The 20,786-nt window shown below is 58.4% G+C and carries 19 protein-coding genes and 1 pseudogene; 9 read left to right on the forward strand and 11 right to left on the reverse strand.

Features of this window, described 5'->3' with window-relative positions; all coding sequences use genetic code 11:
• Positions 1–25: 25 nt before the first annotated feature.
• Positions 26–856, reverse strand: a complete 831-nt coding sequence (locus tag BIND_RS16390; protein ID WP_012386140.1) for an N-formylglutamate amidohydrolase — start codon at positions 854–856, stop codon at positions 26–28.
• A 119-nt stretch (positions 857–975) separates the two neighbouring features.
• On the opposite strand from BIND_RS16390, the gene BIND_RS16395 reads away from it, so the two are divergent.
• A complete protein-coding gene (locus BIND_RS16395) occupies positions 976–1,416 on the forward strand; it encodes a DUF1036 domain-containing protein (RefSeq protein WP_012386141.1) in 441 nt (146 codons plus the stop codon).
• Between the two features lie 13 nt (positions 1,417–1,429).
• Here the strand turns inward: BIND_RS16395 and tal are convergent, their stop codons facing one another.
• Both tal and BIND_RS16405 read right to left on the reverse strand, forming a co-directional pair.
• Complete coding sequence (tal, locus tag BIND_RS16400) at positions 1,430–2,404, reverse strand: transaldolase (protein ID WP_012386142.1); 975 nt, start codon at positions 2,402–2,404, stop codon at positions 1,430–1,432.
• A 438-nt stretch (positions 2,405–2,842) separates the two neighbouring features.
• Positions 2,843–4,786, reverse strand: coding sequence for an ATP-binding protein (locus BIND_RS16405; RefSeq protein WP_012386143.1), 1,944 nt, complete (start codon positions 4,784–4,786; stop codon positions 2,843–2,845).
• A gap of 449 nt (positions 4,787–5,235) precedes the next feature.
• Here BIND_RS16405 and BIND_RS20855 point away from each other — a divergent pair, with 449 nt between their 5' ends.
• The 3 genes from BIND_RS20855 (at position 5,236) to BIND_RS16420 (ending at position 6,507) form a co-directional block, all read left to right on the forward strand.
• Positions 5,236–5,397 carry a DUF3309 family protein gene (locus tag BIND_RS20855; protein ID WP_012386144.1) on the forward strand — a complete coding sequence of 54 codons (162 nt, stop codon included), beginning with the start codon at positions 5,236–5,238 and terminating at the stop codon, positions 5,395–5,397.
• A 149-nt stretch (positions 5,398–5,546) separates the two neighbouring features.
• Positions 5,547–5,900, forward strand: coding sequence for an ElaB/YgaM/YqjD family protein (locus BIND_RS16415; RefSeq protein ID WP_012386145.1), 354 nt, complete (start codon positions 5,547–5,549; stop codon positions 5,898–5,900).
• Positions 5,901–5,952: 52 nt separating this feature from the next.
• On the forward strand, positions 5,953–6,507 hold the full coding sequence (locus tag BIND_RS16420; protein ID WP_012386146.1) for a phage holin family protein: 555 nt from the start codon (positions 5,953–5,955) through the stop codon (positions 6,505–6,507).
• 3 nt (positions 6,508–6,510) lie between these two features.
• Here BIND_RS16420 and BIND_RS16425 read toward each other — a convergent pair.
• Positions 6,511–7,352, reverse strand: a pseudogene (locus BIND_RS16425) (response regulator).
• A gap of 799 nt (positions 7,353–8,151) precedes the next feature.
• Here BIND_RS16425 and BIND_RS21685 point away from each other — a divergent pair.
• The 3 genes from BIND_RS21685 (at position 8,152) to fumC (ending at position 10,750) form a co-directional block, all read left to right on the forward strand.
• A complete protein-coding gene (locus BIND_RS21685) occupies positions 8,152–8,496 on the forward strand; it encodes a NepR family anti-sigma factor (protein WP_041778184.1) in 345 nt (114 codons plus the stop codon).
• Between the two features lie 113 nt (positions 8,497–8,609).
• Complete coding sequence (locus BIND_RS16440; RefSeq protein WP_041778185.1) at positions 8,610–9,167, forward strand: sigma-70 family RNA polymerase sigma factor; 558 nt, start codon at positions 8,610–8,612, stop codon at positions 9,165–9,167.
• 185 nt (positions 9,168–9,352) lie between these two features.
• Positions 9,353–10,750, forward strand: a complete 1,398-nt coding sequence (gene fumC, locus BIND_RS16445; RefSeq protein ID WP_012386150.1) for a class II fumarate hydratase — start codon at positions 9,353–9,355, stop codon at positions 10,748–10,750.
• Between the two features lie 84 nt (positions 10,751–10,834).
• Here fumC and BIND_RS16450 read toward each other — a convergent pair whose 3' ends face one another.
• The 4 genes from BIND_RS16450 to BIND_RS16470 form a co-directional block, all read right to left on the reverse strand.
• The gene (locus tag BIND_RS16450) at positions 10,835–11,563 is read right to left on the reverse strand and encodes a glutamine amidotransferase (RefSeq protein ID WP_012386151.1); all 729 of its coding nucleotides are present in this window, start codon (positions 11,561–11,563) and stop codon (positions 10,835–10,837) included.
• Between the two features lie 288 nt (positions 11,564–11,851).
• The gene (locus BIND_RS16460; RefSeq protein ID WP_012386152.1) at positions 11,852–12,640 is read right to left on the reverse strand and encodes an SDR family NAD(P)-dependent oxidoreductase; all 789 of its coding nucleotides are present in this window, start codon (positions 12,638–12,640) and stop codon (positions 11,852–11,854) included.
• An 81-nt stretch (positions 12,641–12,721) separates the two neighbouring features.
• The gene (locus BIND_RS16465; RefSeq protein ID WP_148210673.1) at positions 12,722–13,270 is read right to left on the reverse strand and encodes a tellurite resistance TerB family protein; all 549 of its coding nucleotides are present in this window, start codon (positions 13,268–13,270) and stop codon (positions 12,722–12,724) included.
• Complete coding sequence (locus BIND_RS16470; RefSeq protein WP_012386154.1) at positions 13,246–13,638, reverse strand: hypothetical protein; 393 nt, start codon at positions 13,636–13,638, stop codon at positions 13,246–13,248. The genes BIND_RS16465 and BIND_RS16470 overlap by 25 nt, the downstream gene beginning before the upstream one ends.
• A gap of 350 nt (positions 13,639–13,988) precedes the next feature.
• Between BIND_RS16470 and pheT the strand changes: the two genes are divergently transcribed.
• Positions 13,989–16,409, forward strand: coding sequence for a phenylalanine--tRNA ligase subunit beta (gene pheT / locus BIND_RS16475; protein ID WP_012386155.1), 2,421 nt, complete (start codon positions 13,989–13,991; stop codon positions 16,407–16,409).
• A 2-nt stretch (positions 16,410–16,411) separates the two neighbouring features.
• On the opposite strand, the gene BIND_RS16480 is transcribed toward pheT, so the two are convergent.
• From BIND_RS16480 to BIND_RS16490, 3 genes are all read right to left on the reverse strand, one after another.
• Entirely contained in the window at positions 16,412–17,683 is a 1,272-nt protein-coding gene (locus tag BIND_RS16480; protein WP_041778187.1) for a BaiN/RdsA family NAD(P)/FAD-dependent oxidoreductase, read from the reverse strand.
• The gene (gene rcdA, locus BIND_RS16485) at positions 17,680–18,225 is read right to left on the reverse strand and encodes a protease adaptor protein RcdA (protein ID WP_012386157.1); all 546 of its coding nucleotides are present in this window, start codon (positions 18,223–18,225) and stop codon (positions 17,680–17,682) included. Before rcdA ends, BIND_RS16480 begins: the two co-directional genes overlap by 4 nt.
• Positions 18,226–18,324: 99 nt before the next feature.
• A complete protein-coding gene (locus BIND_RS16490; protein WP_012386158.1) occupies positions 18,325–19,233 on the reverse strand; it encodes a YihY/virulence factor BrkB family protein in 909 nt (302 codons plus the stop codon).
• 304 nt (positions 19,234–19,537) lie between these two features.
• Between BIND_RS16490 and BIND_RS16495 the strand changes: the two genes are divergently transcribed.
• Positions 19,538–20,770, forward strand: a complete 1,233-nt coding sequence (locus BIND_RS16495; RefSeq protein ID WP_012386159.1) for a DNA recombination protein RmuC — start codon at positions 19,538–19,540, stop codon at positions 20,768–20,770.
• Positions 20,771–20,786: the final 16 nt, after the last annotated feature.

The following is a 20,786-nucleotide window of genomic DNA, read 5'->3' on the forward strand; positions in this document are numbered from 1 at the left end:
CAGATTTCCCCCTTCAGGCAAGACATCAATCCGTCGGCTCGACACAACATCCTGTCCTGCTGGGGAAAAAATCGATCGCATGTTGCGCCGGATCATCCGCCAGGGGTTTGAGAATGTCGGCGAGTTTCACGGCGAACTGATCCGCCTTGTCGGCACTGTCGATATGATCCTGGCGGATTTCGATCAGCACACCCGGCAGGCCGCGCTGGGTCGCCTCGACATTCAGCGTATCGCCGCACAAGGCGCCGTCATAGGGTTCATTATCGCCAACGCACAAACCCGCGGCGGCCAAACCCGCGATAAGAGGCTCGGCAAAGCGCGGATCGCTGTCCCATAAGACGCCCACGTCCCAGGGTCGCGCTACATTTTTCCAGCACGGTGTAAAACTATGGACAGCGAGCAGGATGGGCACTGGCCCCTGTTCCAGCATCGCCTCGGTCTCGGCGCGGATCGCGTCGCGATAAGGCTGCCAGTATTGGCTGATGCGATGCGCGATTTCAGCCTCGCCCGCGCGGGCATTGCCCGGAATGATCCGGCCGTCGGACAGACGCATGACGAGGGTCGGATCATCGCTGCCACGATTGGCATCGATAACGAGGCGTGAAACGCGGGTGAGCAGGGCCGGAGCGGAAAAAATCCGCGCGAGGCTGCGCGTGACCCTTGCCGCACCAATATCATAAGCTATATGCCGCTCGAACTCGGCAGATTCGAGTCCAAGATTGCCGTAATCATCCGGCACATGGTTCGAAGCATGATCGCATAGAAAGAGAAGACCTGCGTCACGGCTTCCATCAACCCGCTCAACGGGTTTCACGGGGTCGGTTTCGACCAAGGACTCGTTCTTGAAATGTGTCATGGATCCGTTCTTGAAATACCGGCTCCGGCCGTCAGCAAAGGACTATAGGATTTTATTAAGGATAAGCATCGAAAAGTTCGGTCTTGCTACCCTCCGCCACAGGAAGACGCACCCTTAAGATGAAAACCCGGTCCACCTTTGTTTTTGGTCTTCTTCTCGCTTGTGGCCTGGTTTTGACCTGCCAGGAGCCCGCACGCGCCGATTTCCGTCTCTGCAACAATACCGACAGCCGGGTCAGTGTCTCCCTGGCTTATACGGATGGCGAGACCTGGGTGAGCGAGGGCTGGTGGAATCTTAAGCCGTCCGGCTGCGAGACTCTGGTCCGCGGACCTCTCGCCGCCGAATTTTATTATGTCTATGCCATGGATGAACGCGGCGGGGAATGGAAGGGCAAGGCTTTCATGTGCACGCGGGACCGGGAATTCCGGATCAATGGCCGGCAGGATTGTTTCGTGCGCGGCTTCGACCGGACTGGTTTTTTCGAGGTCGATACCGGCAAGGAAGCCAAGAATTGGACCGTCCAGCTCACCGATACGAGCGCCGGCCGGTCCACTCCCTGAGGGCGGTTCCAGCTTAGGGAAGAGCTTCGGTCAGCGAGGCTTCCGCCGAGCGTTTGGATACGAGTTCCCGCAAGCTTTGCAGATCGTTGGCGAAACTTCTGATGCCTTCCGCCAGTTTTTCCGTGGCCATGGCATCCTCATTCAGAAGATAGCGGAAGGTTTTTTCGTCCAGCGCGAGAGAGGCAGGCGCCGTCTCAGCGGCCGTCTTCGGATCGAGCTTTCGCTCCAAGGCACCATTATCCTTGGCGAGTTCATCAAGCAGAGCGGGGGAAATCGTCAGACGGTCGCAGCCGGCCAGGGCCTCGATCTCGCCTTTGCTGCGGAAGGACGCGCCCATGATGATCGTCTTGACGCCATGGGCCTTGTAATAAGCATAGATCTGGCGCACCGAAAGGACGCCGGGATCCGTCTCAGGCGTATAGGTCTTGCCTTCCTTCTTGCTGTACCAGTCGAGGATGCGGCCCACGAAGGGAGAGATCAGAAAAGCCTTGGCATCGGCGCAAGCGACCGCCTGGGCGAGCGAGAAGATCAGCGTCATATTGCAGTCGATCCCCTCGCGTTGGAGGATTTCAGCGGCTCTGATCCCCTCCCAGGTCGCGGCGATCTTGATCAGGATACGCTCGCGCGAAATGCCGCGTCGCGCATAATCCGCGATGATCGCTCGCGCTTTGGCGACAGTCCCCTCGACATCGAAGGAGAGATCGGCATCGACCTCGGTCGAGACACGGCCGGGCACGATCTTGGTCAATTCCTCACCGAAATTCACCGAAAGCCGATCGGTGATCGCGCTCGTCGGCTGATTGTGGCTGAGGCCCCAGAGAATCGCCTCCTCGACGAGATTTTTATAGGCGGGCATTTGCGCCGCCTTGAGGATCAAGGTCGGATTGGTCGTGCTGTCGACTGGCGAGAAAGCCCGGATCGCTTCCATATCGCCAGTATCGGCGACGATCGTCGTCATGGTTTTCAATTGGTCGAGCTTTGAGGACATGGCCGGAATCCGTTCTTTTGAGACCGACGGTCCAAGGCGCGACCGCCGGAACACTCTCGCATGTTCGCTTGTCACTTTGATTAACGGCAAAATGCGAGACAGAAACCAAGTGTCGCCCTGGATCGAGAATCACAGATTCTCGATCCGTCACTTTTTAAACCGTATCCACTTGCCCTCGTTGAACCGCGACGAGTCGCGCTTCGACGAGGGTGGATACTAGGGCGACCTCGGCCTAAAAGCGCCGTCCTTAGGATAAGAAAGTTTTCGTCCGGTTCAATGCTTATACCACCGGTCACAAGAAATGAGCGGTGGAGCCAGTCCATAACCCCTATTTTTCAAAAGCTTAATGAGGCTCCAGAGAGAAACCAAAGGCTTGCCTTTATTGGCCTCTGGCGTCCTTTGGGGTTCACGTCTTCGTGCCTACCTTCGACGGAACCATTAAGCGACTTTTTGATCGATCTTCCGACGGCGCCATTGCGGCCAAACCGGCATGAGAGGATTGCGCGATGGGACAGATTGTTCTGTCGGCTCCTCCGCCAACAACGCCTGAATGAGGGTCTGCATCTGGGGAAAGGTCAAGGGTTTCGGCAAAAAGCGGTCGAAACCGGCGGCGAGCGCGGCCTGTTTGTCTTCCTCCAGGCCATTGGCGCTCATCGCAACCAGAACATTCGGCTTCGCCGCGATGAGATGCTCGGCTTGACGTATGCGGCGGGCGGTTTCGAGACCATCAAGCCCCGGCATGCGGATATCGAGGAACAAAGCGATAAAAGGCAAAGTATCGCCATCGCAGGTCCGCAGGAAACGCTCGAGCGCCGTGAGCCCGTCCCCCACGCGCTCCACCGCGACGCCCAAACTTTCGAGATAACGGGTAGTGAGCAGAGCACTGATATCATTATCCTCGGCGAGCAGCACGCGCGGCGGCGCGGGCGTCACGGCGCAGTCTTTCGTCGCGCAAGCCTGACAATCGTCAAGACAGCGTTCGAGGCAGGCAAACAGTGAGGCGGCGCGCACCGGCTTAATCAGCCAGCCGTCATAACCCGGCACCAAGCCGCCCCGCAGGGCTTGCCGTTCGAAAGGCGAAAACATGAGGAGGGAATGAGCGAGCCCCGCCCTCGCTCCGGTCTCGACCAGACGGCGGGCCAGGTCCGCTCCAAGGCTGATGTCTGCGATGAGAAAATCCGGACGAAAGTCCCCCTCGCCCCCTTGTGCCAGAAGAGCCAACGCCGCGCTTTCCGACGTGGCGAGGCGGGCATCAGCGCCAGCCTCGATCAAACGTTCGCGAAGAGCGGCGCCGGTAAAGGGGCCGTCGGTAACGATCACAACCGCATGCCCGGCATAACGGCCCGGCCGGACCCGCAAGGGCTGAGGCTCGCCCTCCACGCGCAGCGGTAGAGAGAAGGAAAACAGGGCCCCACCCTCTAGAGGCGACGCGAGATGGAGAGAGCCGCCCATGCGCTCCACGAGCCGTTTCGAAATGGCAAGACCGAGGCCCGTGCCGCTTTCGCACCCCTTTTGAGTCCCTTGTTCAAAATCCTGGAAAATGGTTTCGCGGCAAGTAGGGGGCACACCCGGTCCCGTATCGATCACCTCGAAACACAGGCTATCGGCGCTCTCGCGAAACACTTTCACCCCAATGCCGCCCTGCTCGGTGAATTTGACCGCATTACCGGCAAGATTGAGCAGAACCTGACGCAGGCGCAAAGGATCGCCAACGAGCGTTTCCGGCACGTCGAGCGCGATGGAACTGGCAATATCCAATCCCTTGCCCTGGGCCTTGGGCGCAAGCAATTCGGTCACACCCTCGACGAGGGGAGAGATGCCGAACGGCTCCTCGGCGAGAATCATCTTGCCGGCTTCGATTTTGGAAAAATCCAACAGCGCATCGGTCAGGGAGGCGAGGGCCGAGCCTGAGCCCCGGATCGCCTCAACATAGTTTTTTTGCTCAGGCGTCAGGCCAGTGGCGAGCAAAAGTTCGGTCAAGCCAAGGATGCCGTTGATGGGCGTGCGGATCTCATGGCTGATCTTGGCGAAGAATTCCGTCTTGGCCGCGTGAGTGGCCTCGGCCTGTTCTTCTTGGGCCTGCGCGCACTGGCTTTCCCAGACGGCATCCTGCCAGGCTTCCTCCCGCGCCCAATCCCGGTCTTCCTCGCCCCTATCCGATGCAGCGCATGTTTCCCTGTCACCCTTGTTGGCAGCCATCGGCAACAAGGGGCTTGGAAGCGCGTCAGGGACTAACTGGGGTAGAGCGACACGCCTATTCTGCTCGCTCGCCTGCCTAATAATCGCGAAAACAGTTCCCATAAACAGCGCACCGCCGCCGCCGCAAACGACGACAGCGAGAAAGATGGTCATGAAATCATCGATATGCGAAGGCCCGGTCATAATGACGCAATCTTTCTTCCGATGCTTCCGGAATATTGCGTATGATTTTACGAGCGGAAGGCTTGTGATTTCCTTGTGCAAAAGATGAAAAATGATCGTAAACGACAATGATCATCGATCGATCTCATATGCACGGATCAAGGCGCCCTTGAACGCTCACCGCAGCACATACACAACGCACTTTCTGACTCGTCGGATTTTCGCCCAAAACCACACGCTTTCTTCACAGCGATCGGCACGCCATTCCCATGGAGTCTCAGGGTGGGACATGATGTCTCCCTCTTGATAACCCGTACCGAAAACATGCGTGAAAATACAGCGGATGCAGAGGGAAAGAGCACCCAAAAAAGGCCAAGGGAACCTATAGAGCAAGCCCAGCGTTGCCCTATCGAAACGGGAACACCACCGAGAGGCGAGACGGGACCGGCCTCCTTTGGAGGAGGAAAAGAATGTCCATTGAAACACTCCTCGTAATCATCCTCATTTTATTGCTCATCGGCGCGGTTCCATCTTGGCCCTATAGCCGTGGCTGGGGTTATGGTCCTTCCGGCGCTTTGGGGGTGATCCTCATCGTGGTGATTATCATTTTGCTGCTGCGCGGTGGAATTTGAACCAATGGCAGGATACATCGTTTTATGACTGAGGCTTCGCGGGGACCATTCTCGCGAACCAAGTCCCATGGGCCAGCGACTGCCAATGGGGCCTTGAGGGTTGGATCTCGACGCGAAGATCTCGACCCGAAGATAGAATGGAGATGAAGATGTCCATGCCCAAACCCCTGGATGAAGCGTCCCAGGAATTGTCCGCCGATCTGACAGCGCTCAGGAACGACATTGCCAAGCTCAGTTCCTCTGTCGCGGAACTCGTGCGCTCACGCGCCCACGTCACCAGCGACACCGTATTCGGCGTCGTGGATCAGGCGCGCCAAAAATTTACTGAATCTGCGCATGATGCCAAGGACAGGCTTTCGAATTCGGCAGCGCAGGCTCAGGAACAGGTGAGCGGCATCAGCGCCGATATTGAGGCGACGATCGAACGCAATCCCATCATCGCCGTGCTCATCGCTGCCTTTGCCGGTCTGCTCGTCGGACTGATCAGCCGGCCACGTGCATGACGGCTTTGGCTTCGTACAAGCTTTCACCTGAACTTTTCTCCGAAATTTTACAATGACTCCCTTCCTCCAGCGGCTCGCGCATGACGCGGCCGCCCCCCTTGTCGATTTCGGCGTGACCCTTGCTAAAAAGGTCGCGCTGCTTTTGTTCGCCGCCTTGTTTCTGCTTTCGGCCCTGATTTTCCTGACGATCGCGCTCTTCGGTTGGCTCGCCACCATGCTCGAACAGCCTTTGGCGGCCCTGACGATCGGGGCCATCTATCTGTTGGCTGCCGTTCTCACCCTGGTCCTTGCCTTGCGTAAGCCAGCGCCCGTTGCACCAGTGAGCCTGCAGGAGCGGCTCGCCGCCGCGCAGGCCGAGCAGGACAAAGCCGAAAAGAGTGAGGCCGAGCGGGCACAACAGACCAAGACCGCGACACAAATCGACGAGATCGTCACCCCGCTTCTGGGTTTTCTCCAGGATGCCGGGCTCGAACGCGAAAAGCTGGCGGTTCTTGCCGGCGCCTCGGTCGCCAAGCAATTGCACGGCTATTCGCTTGTGCTTGCAGGCATGATCGCCGGCTTCTTCGCGGGGCGTTTCTATTTCACGAAAGGCCGCAAATTGGGATGAGGCTCACCCCACCGCAACCGGCGCCCGCGGTATCCCCGTGCGGTGTGATTTGCGATCGAAGAACAAGGCCTGGCTGATCACGGCCTTAAGACTATCGACGCCAAAGGGCTTGGTGACGAGGAAGGCCGGCTCCGGCGGCGCCCCGGTCAAGAACCGTTCTGGATAAGCCGTGATGAAAATCACGGGAACGGAACAATCGCCAAGAATCTGATTGACCGCCTCAAGGCCGGAACTGCCATCGGCGAGCTGGATATCGGCGAGAATGAGACCGGGGCGTTCCTTGGCCACGGCTTCCAAGGCCTCACGATGTGTGCGCGCCACGCCGACGACGCGATGGCCGAGCTCCTCGACCAATGTCTGGAGATCGAGGGCGATGAAAGGCTCATCCTCGATGATCAACACATTGGTGCGGATCTGCTGGGTGATTTCCTTGCTCGCGGTATCGATCAGACTGGCCGCTTCCTGCGTCGAACAATCGAGCGCGCGCGCCACTTCTTCTGTCTTGAAGCCTTCCAGCGCGCTCAGCAGAAAGGCGATGCGCGGACGCAGGGTAATGGCGTCAAGATTGCGCCGCGCCCCCTGTTCATCACTTACAAATTCAAACTGATCGACATGCTCATTGACGGGCATTGAGCCCCAAACCTTCAAGAACAGGCGATAAAGGGAAACCCGCAAATCCGCGCCAGCCGCATCCTTAGCCCCCTTCCCCAAGGCTGAAGGGTCGGCGACGATCGCCTCCAGCGTTGCCAGGACATAAGCATCGCCGCCGGCCTGATCCCGCTCAAGGCACGGGAAAACCGGCGCAGATAGGGAATATAGGAAGAAATGGCTTGCGATATGGACATGAAAAACCCCTGACCTCGCGCCCTGGCGTGGTTCGAGCTACGACCGATTTTGCCCGCCTTCGCGCGGAAACGATGCTGCCCTGAATTTCAATGATATACGCCAACCTCTCGCGGTTTGCTTCTCGAAATTTGCTTGGGTGACGAAATCTCGGCGGGCACCTCGCACAGCTTCGCCCTCAATGCAAAAGCCCCAAAAAAGTTCCTTTTGACGGAACCTTACAAGATGGTGAGCGTTTAAGGAAAGCTTCAATGTCGCGTGATCTTTGCCCCCAGATCAGCTTCATGAATTATATCAGAAGGGGTTAGTCGAGAGAACCCTGATCGAGACATCTCCCCCAAAGTGGGGAGTAAAGGAAGCCAGAGAGGCCCCGTTTGACTCCGTCGCCGCGGCATTGCTTGGCGAAGCGGGGCTCACTGAGAAGCGGGCCAAGAAGGGGGGCGATAAATCTTATAGCCGCATCAAATTTGACCAAAAAGCGGTGCCCGCTTCTTGGTCTGATGCTATATAAAGCATGGAAAACCTTCGTGATGCGGATAGCCTCCGATCCATAAGCGGGTTCGACGATAGACGCAAAAATCAGTCGAGGAAGCGCGGCGGCGAGACGCGACGGTAAGCCCCAAGATCGATCATGAGGGATGATGTCGAATGGATCTGTGACAAAGCCCCGCCTGCGGCAACGACCGCGCCCCGGTTTTCCACCGCATGCGAACGGGGGCGGCAACAGACCAGGGGATCTCGTCTCAAGAGCCATTCTACCAAGGGCCGCCAGATCATGATCGGCAAATCAAAGGTAATCCAGTGAATCAGACAGGCAAAGCGGGCATTTCTCCGAACTCTCGGGAGGATGATGCGGAGACGGAAGACGTTGAAAACCGTGCCGTGGCCGCTTCGGAACCAGTCGAGTTGAAACAGAATCCGGGGCCTTCAACCACCGTGACGCCCGGATCGGTCCAACCGTTTCCGATCCATCCCGGGATTCACGCGTCGAAACCGACTTTCGCGGATCAGATCGGCAAGGGCTTGCGCATGGTTTATGACGATGTTCTCGCGCAACCCGTCCCCGATCGTTTCCTCGATCTGTTGCAAGCCTTGGAAAACAAAGTCGACGAGTCGACGGACAAGACGGAAAAGGAGAAGCCGTGAGCGATCCTTCCGTGCCGGGCGTGCCCGCGTCTGCCTCCCCCACGACGCTTGCATCCGCGTCTTCTCCATCTGCGTCTCCTGCATCCACGTCTCCTACTGTGGCCAGCCGGCAGATGACCTCCGATCTCATCGCGGTCATTCCCAATCTACGCGCCTTCGCGGTCTCGCTCTGCGGCAATCTCGACCGCGCCGACGATCTCGTGCAGGAAACCCTGGTCAAGGCCTGGAGCAATCTCGATTCCTTCGTCGAGGGCACCAATCTGCGCGCCTGGCTGTTCACCATTTTGCGCAATATCTATTATTCCGAATATCGCAAAAGGCGGCGTGAGGTGGCCGATTCCGATGGGGCGATCGCGGCCAAACTGGCGACGGCGCCAGCCCAGAACGGTCATATGGATCTGCTCGATTTCCGCGAGGCGCTCCAGCAATTGCCGCATGACCAGCGCGAAGCCCTGATTTTGATTGGCGCCTCTGGCCTTTCCTACGAGGAAGCCGCCAATATTTGCGGCTGCGCCGTCGGAACCATGAAAAGCCGCGTGAACCGGGCGCGGGGCCGGCTTGCCGATCTCCTGTCGATTTCCTCAGCGGCCGAATTTGGAGATGATGGAGACTGGCAAGCCGCCGATCCGAGCCTCATTGGCCAGCATTATTCCCGCGCCGGCAACGATTGAAACCAGAAAGCCTCGCCACCAAGCACGCCTGAAATTTGTCATCGTGGTCGGCGACGCTTTCTGCGGCATCTCACTCATCCAAAATGCAACGGCTTTTTGGATGAGTGAGATGCGTTTTCAAAGATCTACAGAGCATCGCCGGACGTCTGATCACGCAGCGATGCCCTGGACGCGCGGAGGAAGCGATGCAGGAAGAAACACGCACCGAAACCGATACATTCGGGCCGATCGAGGTGCCGGCCAATCGCTATTGGGGTGCGCAGACGGAGCGCTCGCTCATCCATTTCAAGATCGGCAACACCCAAATGCCGCTGGCCGTGATTCATGCTTTGGCGCTCGTTAAGCGCGCCGCGGCCAGCGTCAATCAGCGTTCGGGACTGCTGCCTGAATCCCTCGCCACGCCGATCATCGCCGCCGCCCAGGAAGTGGAAGCGGGTCAATGGGACGACCATTTTCCCCTGCTCGTCTGGCAGACCGGCTCCGGCACGCAGACCAATATGAACGTGAACGAAGTGATCGCCAATCGCGCCAATGTCCTGCTCGGCGAGGTGCCCGGTTCGAAACATCCGGTGCATCCCAACGATCACGTCAATCTCAGCCAATCCTCGAACGACGCCTTTCCGACCGCCATGCATATAGCGGTCGTGCTCGCCCTGAAACAGAAACTCCTGCCCTCCTTGAGAGCCTTGCGCGACGCGCTGGAGACCAAGGCGCAGACTTACGCCTCCATTATCAAGATCGGCCGCACCCATCTTCAAGATGCAACACCCGTTTCACTCGGCCAGGAATTTTCAGGCTATGCCGCCGCCCTCGATTATGACAACGAGCGTGTGGAGGCGACCTTGCCGGGTCTCTACCGCCTGGCGGAAGGCGGCACGGCGGTCGGAACCGGCTTGAACAGCAAAAAGGGGTTCAGCGAGGCTTTTGCCCGGGAAATTTCCACCCTCACCGGTCTACCCTTCGTCACCGCGCCCAACAAATTCGAGGCGCTCGCCACCCATGACGCCCTGGTCTTCATGCATGGCGCCTTGAACACTCTGGGCGCCAGCCTCTATAAGATCGGCAGCGATATCAGGCTCGCCGGCAGTGGTCCCCGCTCGGGTCTCGGCGAATTGCATCTGCCGGAAAACGAGCCCGGCTCCTCGATCATGCCGGGCAAGGTCAATCCCACCCAGGTCGAGGCCCTGACCATGGTCGTGGCGCGCGTGTTCGGCAATCAGACGACGGTGAGTTTCGCCGGATCGCAAGGCCAGTTCGAGCTCAATGTCATGAAGCCGGTGATCGCTTATGCTTGCCTTGAAAGCATCACGCTTCTCGCCGATGCGATGCAGAGCTTTCAGCATTATTGCATTGAGGATTTGAGCGCAAATGAAGAGCGCATCAAGGAGCTTTTGAACAATTCCCTGATGCTGGTGACGGCGCTCAGCCCCAAGATTGGCTATGATAAAGCGGCGGCCATCGCCAAGACCGCCCATAAGAATGGAACGACGCTGCGGGAAGAGGCCATCAAGCTCGGCCATGTCTCGGATGCGGAATTCGACGCATTGGTGCGGCCCGAGGCTATGCTCGCACCGGAAGATTAAGGTTCGATGTCGTTGCTCAATGCATCAACTCAAACCAAAAGCGGCAGCCGCTTTTGGTTTGATGTTGTCCTTCTCTGACAAATGTCACGCCGCGATGGCGCTGTCCTCGGCGATCCAGGTCCGCAAGAAAGCGTCGGACCAGCGGGCGATCCGCCAATCATGCAGGCACCAATCTTGGAAATGCCGGTGCGGCGGACGCGCATTGGGCTGCCTGAGGCGCATCTTGCTGCGGGCGAGCCAGCGGCACATGATCGAGATCGTGACCTCCGGGTGGAATTGAAGCCCGTAGGCCCGCTCGCCATAACGGAAAGCCTGCGCCTCGAAATCCACCCCTTTGGCGAGCAAGGTCGCGCCCTTGGGGAGGCAAAATCCCTCACGATGCCATTGATAGACGGTTTCAGGGAACCGGCAGTCGCAGAGCTCATGGCCCTGTTCAGTCGGATGGATGCGGTAATAACCGGCTTCAACCTTGCCCTGCGGATGCGGGCAGACCGTCTGACCGAGATGGCGGGCAAGCATTTGCGCGCCGAGGCAAATGCCAAGATAGGGCTTGTTTTCCTTGAGCGGCACGCCGATCCAGTCGATCTCGCGCTTGAGCCAGTCTTCCTCATCATTCGCGCTCATCGGACCGCCAAAAATGATGGCCGCCGCGTAATCGCGCATAGTGTCGGGCAGAGGATCGCCAAAGCGCGGCCGTCTCAGGTCGAGCTGGTAGCCCTGACACTCCAGAAGCCGGCCGATTCGGCCAGGCGTCGAATGCTGCTGATGGAGCACCACCAGGATTTTACTGGGATTTTCTTGTGTCGCTTCCATAATCCACAAATTTACTAGAAAAATGGAAAAATGTCGAGCCTATTTTAAGGGTTGGCCGAACCGAAAAGCAGCCAAAAGAGGATCTGCGAAGTCAAAATCGGCAAAATCGAACGCGATGACAACCCTTCATCGAGATTTCCGAACCTTGCTGGGAAAGCCCAAGCCCAGGATACGAGTCAGAAGAGTACAACACGAAACATTTACCATTTTCTTGCTTTTATATTCGCCTCGAATTTTTTCGACGCCTCTCGGGGGACATCCCCTTATTAGGGCTTGCTCATTCGTCCCTCAACGCTTGCGTTGCATGGCCCCGATCAAAGGCAGGACCAGGGATGTCGGCAGAAGCGGGGCGAGCCACTCGGTCAATTTATTGAAGAAACCGGGTGTAATGACACCGCGTCCTGTCATGAGCCCGGCATAGCCGGCTTCAGCGACTTGTACCGCGCTGATCTGCGGCATCCAATCTAAAGCAATTCCTGGGCCAAAGCCAGCCCGTTCCTGAAATTCCGTCGGCGTCATACCGGGGCATAGAACACAAACCTCCACGCCATCGGCGCGCATTTCCTCACGCAGGGAGCGACTGAAGGACAGAACAAAAGCTTTGGAGGCATAATAGACGGCTAAACGGGGCCCGCCGGGCAGGAAAGCCACAACGGACGCGACATTCAAGATTTTGCCCCGTGCCTCCCGGATTTGGGGCAGAAAATGTAAGGTTAATGCGAGAAGGGCGCGTGTATTGACATCGATAATGGCGAGTTGCGCGTCGGGATCGATCGTCGCAACCTCGCCGAGGAGACCAAAACCCGCATTATTGACAAGCATGATCGGGCGCGCACCCGCTGCCGCGACGGCCTTTCCCAGCGAGGCAACGGCATCAGGCTGCGCGAGATCACAAGGAAAAACGAGCGGCCGGGGGGCGCCTTGTGCCGCGATTTTATCGGCCAGGGTCTCGAGCCGATCCTCGCGGCGGGCGACCAGGCCGAGATCATGGCCTTCCCGGGCGAAAATCTGCGCCAGTTCCGCACCGATGCCGCTGGAAGCCCCCGTGATCAGGACAATGCGCCGCTCCTCGCTCATAAACACCTCTGCGTCCAGGCACAGCGAATCGGCCCGCCGAACAGACCCATGAAGCCATCGGATTCAAGGAACTCTTCAGGCCTATCCTTCAGCCAGGGTTTGGGGATTTTCCGGTGGCAGATCCATGCCGGCACGTCTGTCCGCCACTGAAACATCAAGAAGCTCGGTCAGGCGTTTGATGATATTTTCTTCGAATTCATGAATCCGGCCGTCGGCGCCGGCAATGTCCCACATCATCGCCACGACCTTGCCCCGCGCCGGCCCATCGAGCCGCCGTTTCAAGACATCGGTAAATTCAGAAAAATCGGCCGTGACGCGATCGCTCGCCTCGGCCTGTCGGAGCAAGGCTCGGCTCGCCTTGCGATCAAGCCCGAAACGTTCAGTGACCAGGCTTTGCATTTTCTCGCGTTCGGCAGGAACGGTCTCGCCATCGACATGAGCGACATGCACCATGAGCGCCACCGCGGCGAGGCGAAAATCATCCTCGTCGAAAACCGGATCGGGCTCGGGAAAATCGGCCAATTTATCGATGAACCGTTTCAAGGCGTCGAACATGCCCATGGTCCCTTGGAAATCATCGACCCCTGAAGGGCAGCCTTCCGATTTCAACGCAATTGCAGACAGGTCCAATAGCCTTCCGGCCGATGAAAAGCGCGCCGCATCTTGGTCATATAGGCGTTGCAGGAGTGTTTGGAAGGAAAGCAGAAATGCTCGTCACGCCAATCAACGACCTCACGACCCACGACGTCCTGTACGCCGCTCGGCCGGCCACCGGAAAAATGACCATACCAGACATCCGACCAGGGCAAGCTCGCGGCATTGGTTTCAGTGAGAGAAAAACCATTGAGAAGACAGGCCACGCCTTCCTCCGGCACCGTATCAGGGACATACACATCGACATCGGCAGCGAAGGCCGGCATGCCACCTGAAGCCAGGCCACTAGAAAACAAAGCGCCGGCGAGCAGGGCAGCGGCGAGAAAAGCTTTAGATGCGGCCATGCCGAGGGTCCTCGAAGAAAATGGGGAAGAAGAAGATGGGAAATTAACCTTGAACGTGAGTTTTGCAAAAAAAGCCACACTCTTTCAATCGCGAAACCGGACGCGCCGCAAGTCCATAAAAACCACACTGGTCCCATGAAAATCGTCTCAATCCCAGTATTTTCGCAAATGAAGGGGATTCTACTCAAAAATTGAAGGCCACTTTTGGGTTTGATATTCGACCTTTTTCGAAAAACGCATCAAATTGTCCCAAAAGTGGGTGCCACTTTTGGGTTTGATGCTCTAGAACCCTTGCCACAAGATCGTGCGAGGGACGATTTTCCCTCGCGCCAAGCCTGAGCAGGACGTCCATGAAATTCACGCTTTCCTGGTTGAAGGATCATCTCGAGACCGAGGCCACTCTCCCGAAAATCGTCGAGACCTTGACGGATATCGGGCTCGAGGTCGAGGCGGTCGAGGACCCCGCGAAGGATTTGCACAATTTCATTATCGCTGCCGTCCTCGAAGCCGAACCGCATCCCAATGCCGATCGCCTGCGCGTCTGTCGTGTCGATATCGGCGATGGCAAGCCCGTCCAGGTGGTCTGCGGCGCGCCCAATGCCCGGGCCGGCATGAAATCAGTCTTCTCGCCGCCCGGCACCTATATTCCCGGCAAAAAAATCACGCTCGGCAAGGGCGTCATCCGCGGTGTCGAATCGGACGGCATGCTGTGCTCGGGCGCCGAACTCGGCCTCTCCGAGGATCATGACGGTATTCTCGATCTTCCCGCCGATGCTCCAGTCGGCCAGCCCTATGCAGTCTATGCCGGGCTCGATGATCCGGTCATTGACATCAATCTCCTCCCGAACCGGCCCGATGCCATGGGCGTTGCCGGCATTGCGCGCGATCTTGCCGCCGCCAATCTCGGCGCGCTCAAGACACCCCGCATTGCACCGATCACAGGCGTCTTCGACGCCTCTGTCGAGGCGCGCATCGATTTGCCGTCCGAGAAGGCAGCGCTTTGTCCGGTCTTCGCTTTGCGTCTGGTGCGCAATGTCCGCAATGGACCGAGCCCGGAATGGCTGCAAAAGCGCCTGAAAGCCATTGGCCTGCGGCCGATCAATGCCCTTGTCGACATCACCAACTTCCTCGCCTTCGACCGGGCGCGGCCGCTGCATGTCTTCGATGCCGATAAAATTTCAGGCGCCATAGCGGTCCGGCTGGCGAAAGCCGGCGAAAGCCTCGTGGCGCTCGACGGCAAAACCTATCCGCTCGCCGAGACCATGGTCGTCATCGCCGATGACAATGGCGTCGAATCCTTGGCCGGTATCATGGGTGGCGCGGCCTCCGGCTGCGACGAGAACACCAAAAATGTGCTGATCGAATCTGCGCTTTGGGACCCGGTCAATATCGCCCGCAGCGGCCGCGCGCTGGGGATCAATACGGATGCCCGCTATCGTTTCGAACGCGGCATCGATCCCGCCTTCACTCTGCCGGGTCTCGATCTCGCAACGGCATTGGTGCAGGAATTTTGCGGCGGCGAACCCTCAAAGACAATCATCAAGGGGGAGGTGCCGCAGCACGACACCTATATTCAATTCCCCTGGAGCGAGGTCACCCGCCTGACCGGTGTCGAACTCGATCCGTCCACCATGGCGGGCATTCTGGAAAATCTCGGCTTCGCGCTCTCCGTGTCGCCTGGCAACAGCAATCTGGTTCTCGTCAGGGCGCCAAGCTTTCGCCCCGATATCGAGGGCAAGGCCGATATTGTCGAAGAGATCATCCGCGTCGCGGGCCTCGACAAGGTCGCCTCGCAGCCTTTGCCGGCCGAGGGTGCCCCCCTTGCCTCCCCCGTGCTGACCCTCGCGCAAAAACGCGCCCGCGCGGCCAAACGATCGCTCGCCGCCAATGGCCTTGTCGAAGCGGTCACGTGGTCCTTCATCGACAAAACGCAAGCGGGCCTGTTCGGCGGTGGCGGCACCTCGACGACGCTCGCCAATCCGATCAGCGCCGATCTCTCGGCCATGCGGCCGAGCCTTTTGCCCGGTTTGCTCGCGGCCGCCAAGCGCAACAGGGCGCGCGGCTTCGCCGACATCGCTCTCTTCGAGGTCGGACAGATCTTTCTGGGTGATGGCGAGAAGGATCAGAAAACCGCCGCGACCGGTATCCGCCAGGGGCTTGCCCAAGAGAAACATTGGTCGGCATCCGCCAAGCCGGTCGATGCCTTTCTGGCCAAGGGCGATGCCATGGCTTTGTTGACGGCCCTCGGCGTCTCGCTCGGCGGTCTCCAGATCGTGCCCGGTGGCGCCGATATCTGGCATCCAGGCCGCTCGGCCACTTTGCAATTCGGTCCCAAAAATATCATTGGCACTTTTGGCGAGCTCAATCCGCGTCTCCTCGCGGCGCTCGATATGGAGGGGCCGGTGGTGGGCTTCGAGATCAGGCTCGATGCTTTGCCGCTTCCCAAAGCGAAACCGACAAAGGCCAAATCCAAACTCGATCTTTCCGATTTCATGCCCTTACGGCGTGATTTCGCTTTCGTCGTCGATCGGCAAGTCAAGGCCGCCGATCTCGTGAAAGCGGTCCAGGGCGCCGAACGCGCATTGCTCGCCGATGTCGATGTCTTCGACGTCTATGAAGGCAAAGGCATAGCGGACGACAAAAAATCGGTTGGCATTACGGTGGTTTTACAACCCCGCGAAAAAACCCTGACCGAGGCGGAAATCGAGGCCATCGCGTCCAAGATCGTCACCGAGGTAGGCAAGAAGACCGGCGCGGTTTTGCGGGCATAAACTTACGCCATACGCCCGAGCCAGTTCACCACCCCCTCCCCTGCACGTCGGCCGGTCGCGAAACAAGCCTGTAACAAATAGCCTCCGGTCGGGGCTTCCCAGTCGAGCATTTCGCCGGCGATGAAAAGGCCCGAGCGCCGGCGCAGCATGAAATTTTCATCGAGTTCGGACAAAGCCACGCCGCCGGCAGTGGAAATCGCCTTGGCGATCGGCGCCATGCCGGTGAGCCGCAGAGGCAGCGCATGGATGCGCGAGGCCAGGCGTTCCGGCGTTAGCGAGACGGGCTTTTCTCCCAACATGCCGCAGGCTTCATTGAGAAGACCGATGGAAGCGGGTGAAAGCCGCAGGCTTTTGCGCAGGAATGTCGAAAGCGATTGTTTAGGGGAGCGGCCGGCTAAACGGCGGGTGATCTCCTCAACAGTCAAATCAGGCCGCAAGCTCAGGGTCAGCCAGGCCTCGCCATTGTTCAAAAAATCTTCGCGCAAGAAACGCCCGAGCGCATACAGGCCACCGCCTTCGAGACCTGTATGCGTGATTGTCACTTCGCCCAGACTTGCCTGCTCCACCCCCAAATGATCGCGGCAAGACAGACGCAGATTTTTCAAAGGCGCCCCTTCGAAACGGGCGAGAAAATGCTCCGACCAGGGGACAAGAAAGCCGCAATTGGCTGGCTGCAAGGGAACGACGGCAAGACCCGCTTTTTCCAGAACCGGCACCCAGGCGCCATCCGAGCCAAGCCGGGGCCAGCTCGCTCCGCCGAGCGCCAGGACACAGGCTTGCGCCTCAACGCGGAATAGCCCCTCGGGCGTTGCGAAAATAAGCGCGTTTTCTTTTTCAAAACCGCGCCATTCATGCCGCAGAGCGAATTGAACCCCTAAATAACGCAGCCGTCCGAGCCAGGCCCGCAGCAAGGGAGAAGCCTTGAACGATTTTGGAAAGATGCGCCCGCTGGAGCCGACGAAAGTCTCTTGTCCGAGACCCTCACACCAATCCCGCAACGCCTGCGGCGGAAAAGCCCGGATGGCTGAGGCAAGATCCGGCATGGCCGAACCATAACGGGTCAGCAAAATGTCCAGCGCTTCACTATGGGTCAGGTTGAGACCGCCGCGACCCGCCAGGAGGAATTTGCGCCCGACTGCCGGCATGCGATCATAAACGGTGACTTTCACGCCCGTGCCACTCATCTGCCGCGCGACGGTCTCGGCCGCCATGAGACCAGCGGGTCCAGCCCCGATGATAGCGATGTCAGGCGCGTTGGAGGAAGGCTCGCTCAAAGAGTCGTATCGGCGGAAGGTGTCAACGCCGCCTGCAGCACCGCCAGGCTTTCCGCCACCGGATTGAGGCCGGGAGCCCGCCATTGGGCCTGGGTTTCCGGCCGATGAATCAGATCATCAAGATGGAGAACGCGCGTCTGCAAACGGACCGAATGATCGATAAGTTCGCAAAGGCGCAAAGGCAGCGAGCGATACTGGTCTTCGTTGGTGGCGGCGTCCTGTGGCGTCAGCTGGATCTTGTGTTTGTCGCTCGAGGCTTCCTCGGCGGTCAATTCCCCCTCATTCACAGCGCGCTGCAACAGCAGCCAGGAGGCAAGTTGCAAAAGCCGTGTCGTGAGCCGCATGCTTTCGACCGAATAAGCAAGAGCGCCAGCGCGATTCAGGCGTTTCGAATCATCGCGCCCCTCGCCGTCGAGATAGGCCGCAGCCTCCGCGACGAGGTCCATGCCTTCCTGAAACAGGCTCTTGAATTGGGCCGAAGACATGAGCTTGGCACCAAAGGAAATGGGTTGCGCGACGGCCTGGTGAAAGAGCGCTTCCATGGAACGGACTCTCGCTAAAAATAGAAAGTATCGAAGCAGGGTGGGATGAGAAACCTTAGCATGTTCCGAATCGAAGAAACGATCGAGGTCTAATCAAGGTTAACCTCCCTCACCTCCCATAATGGCGGCAATCGCCGCCTGTTTGCGACGGGAATGGCGCAGGATCGCGGCATTCAATTCGCCGCCGTAAATAAAGATGCAGGCCAGCATATAGAAGAACACAAGCGCGATCATCACCGAGGCGAGACCGGCATAAGTGGTCACATAATTACGGGCGAATTCGGCAAGGTAGGAGCCAAAGGCCATACCGCCGGCGATCCAGAGGACGAAGGTGAGCAAAATGCCGACGATAATATCGCGCAGGTGCCGCCGCCCCGCCGGCAGGTATTTATGCATGATGACAAGCGCCAGGAGCAGGATCGCGGTCACGATGGAAAAGCGCAGCACCGTCACATATTGCTGGAGCGGTGCCATGCCGGGCGCGAAACGCAGAATGATCTCCCAGATCAGCGGCGCGAGCACAATCAATAAAGCGAAGGTCAACAGACCGAACGCGCCGATAAACACATAGACAATGGATTCAAGACGCAACAGATACCAAGGCCGCACATCCTTCACGTCATAAGCGCGGTTGAGCGCGATGCGCAAAGCCTCGACACCGCTCGAGGAAAAATAGATCGCCAGCACGACGCTGAGGGTCAAAAGGCCACCGCGCGCCTGAGTCAAGACATTATGGATTTCCTGCGCGAGGGGCCCCGCCACCTCGGCGGGCCAGGTATTGAACAGAAAGGTGACGGCCTCCTCGGGCAGATTTTGCGAGCCGAGAAAAGCCGCGAGCGCGGTGACAAAGATCAGAAAGGGAAACATCGACGTCAAGGCCGACAAAGCGATATGGCTCGCAATCGCCCAGCCGTCATCCTCGACAAACCGATAGAAGGCCTCGAGGAATAGGGAAAGAATAGGCAGGCGGGCCAGTCTGGCCCATTCTTTCGCGAGGCGAAATCCCATTGGTTCAAGACCACAAAATGCGGGAACGGAAGGACGCGTCACGAAGTTCCGCGCGGCGACGAGTTGGCAACGACCCCGGCGCTTTCGAGGCCGGGTTTAACGGAAACAGGCTCCCATTGCACTTGGAAAAAATCCATCTGGAAAAGAGGCATTCCTCCATCAATACAAATATTTTGTTAAGGACAAGCCCTTAACATTTTCCGCGATCCCTCCCCAAAGCTTTCAGCCCGTATTGCCCCCTTTTTGAGGGGTGGACCCGTTTACGAACGAATGTCCACGATATTGGCGCGTGCGGGACAAGAGAATGGATCGATTTCCGGCTTGGATGGACGGCCTCGGCGCCGCTCAGACCGTATCCATTCTTGGTCTCGGCCTCGCTTTGGCCCTCATCCTGATCCTCGTCTTGACCATGCTCCTGCTGCGCTTTCGTCGCGAAGCCGAAGGCAATCATCTGCGCCAGCAGGAGATGGAAAAGAGTTTGCTGACCCTTAACCGGCAAAGCGCCGAATTGACCGGCCGTTTACGCAGCATGGGCGAAATTCTGGGCTCGCGTCAGGCCGATCTCGCGCGTCTTGTCACTGAGCGGCTCGACCGGGTCGGCGCCAGGCTCGATGAGACCATCGATGTCTCCGCGCAAAAGACCGGCCTTTCCCTTGCGAAACTCAATGAACGCCTTGCCGTCATCGATGCCGCACAGACCCGCTTGACCGGGCTGACACAGGAGGTTTTGAGCCTCAAGCACATACTCGCCAACAAGCAGGCGCGCGGCGCTTTCGGCCAGGGCCGGATGGAAGCCATCGTGCGCGATAATCTGCCGCCCTCCGCTTATGCATTCCAACCCGTGCTCTCGAACAGAACGCGGCCGGATTGCCTCATCCGTCTGCCCGGCGATGAACGCGGCCTCGTGGTCGATGCCAAATTCCCGCTCGAATCTTTCACCGCCCTGAAGGAAGCCACACAGGACGAAGCCCGCAAACAGGCGGCAGCGCGCGTGCGCGCCGATGTCGGCAAACATATCAATGATATTGCCGAGCGCTATTTTCTGCCCGGCGAAACCCAGGATATCGCCATTCTCTTCGTGCCCGCGGAATCACTACATGCCGATTTGCATGAATATTTCGAGGATGTCATCGAGAAAGCGCATCGCCATCGCATCATCATCGTCTCCCCCTCCTTGCTGGTGATGGCGATCCAGGTCATGCAAGCAATCATTCGTGATGCGCGCGTCCGCGAACAGGCTCACGCCATCCAGGATCAAGTCCGCTTCCTGTTGGAAGATGTCGCCCGCTTACAGCAAAGAGCCGGTAAACTCGCCCAGCATTTCAAACAGGCGGGCGATGATCTCGATCAGGTGCTCTCATCGTCGGAAAAGATTACACGGCACGGCAACCGGATCGAGCAGATGGATTTTTCGGGCCCACGAGATGCGGCCTTCCAAACGGACGGCCGAGGCGCCGCCAAAGATGCCTTCACAGAAGATTTGTTTTGCGCGGGCAACCCGGCGGCAACCGATCAATTTAATGGGTGCAATGAATAATTTGCGGGTACTTACT

Source organism: Beijerinckia indica subsp. indica ATCC 9039, assembly GCF_000019845.1.
Lineage (GTDB): Bacteria > Pseudomonadota > Alphaproteobacteria > Rhizobiales > Beijerinckiaceae > Beijerinckia > Beijerinckia indica.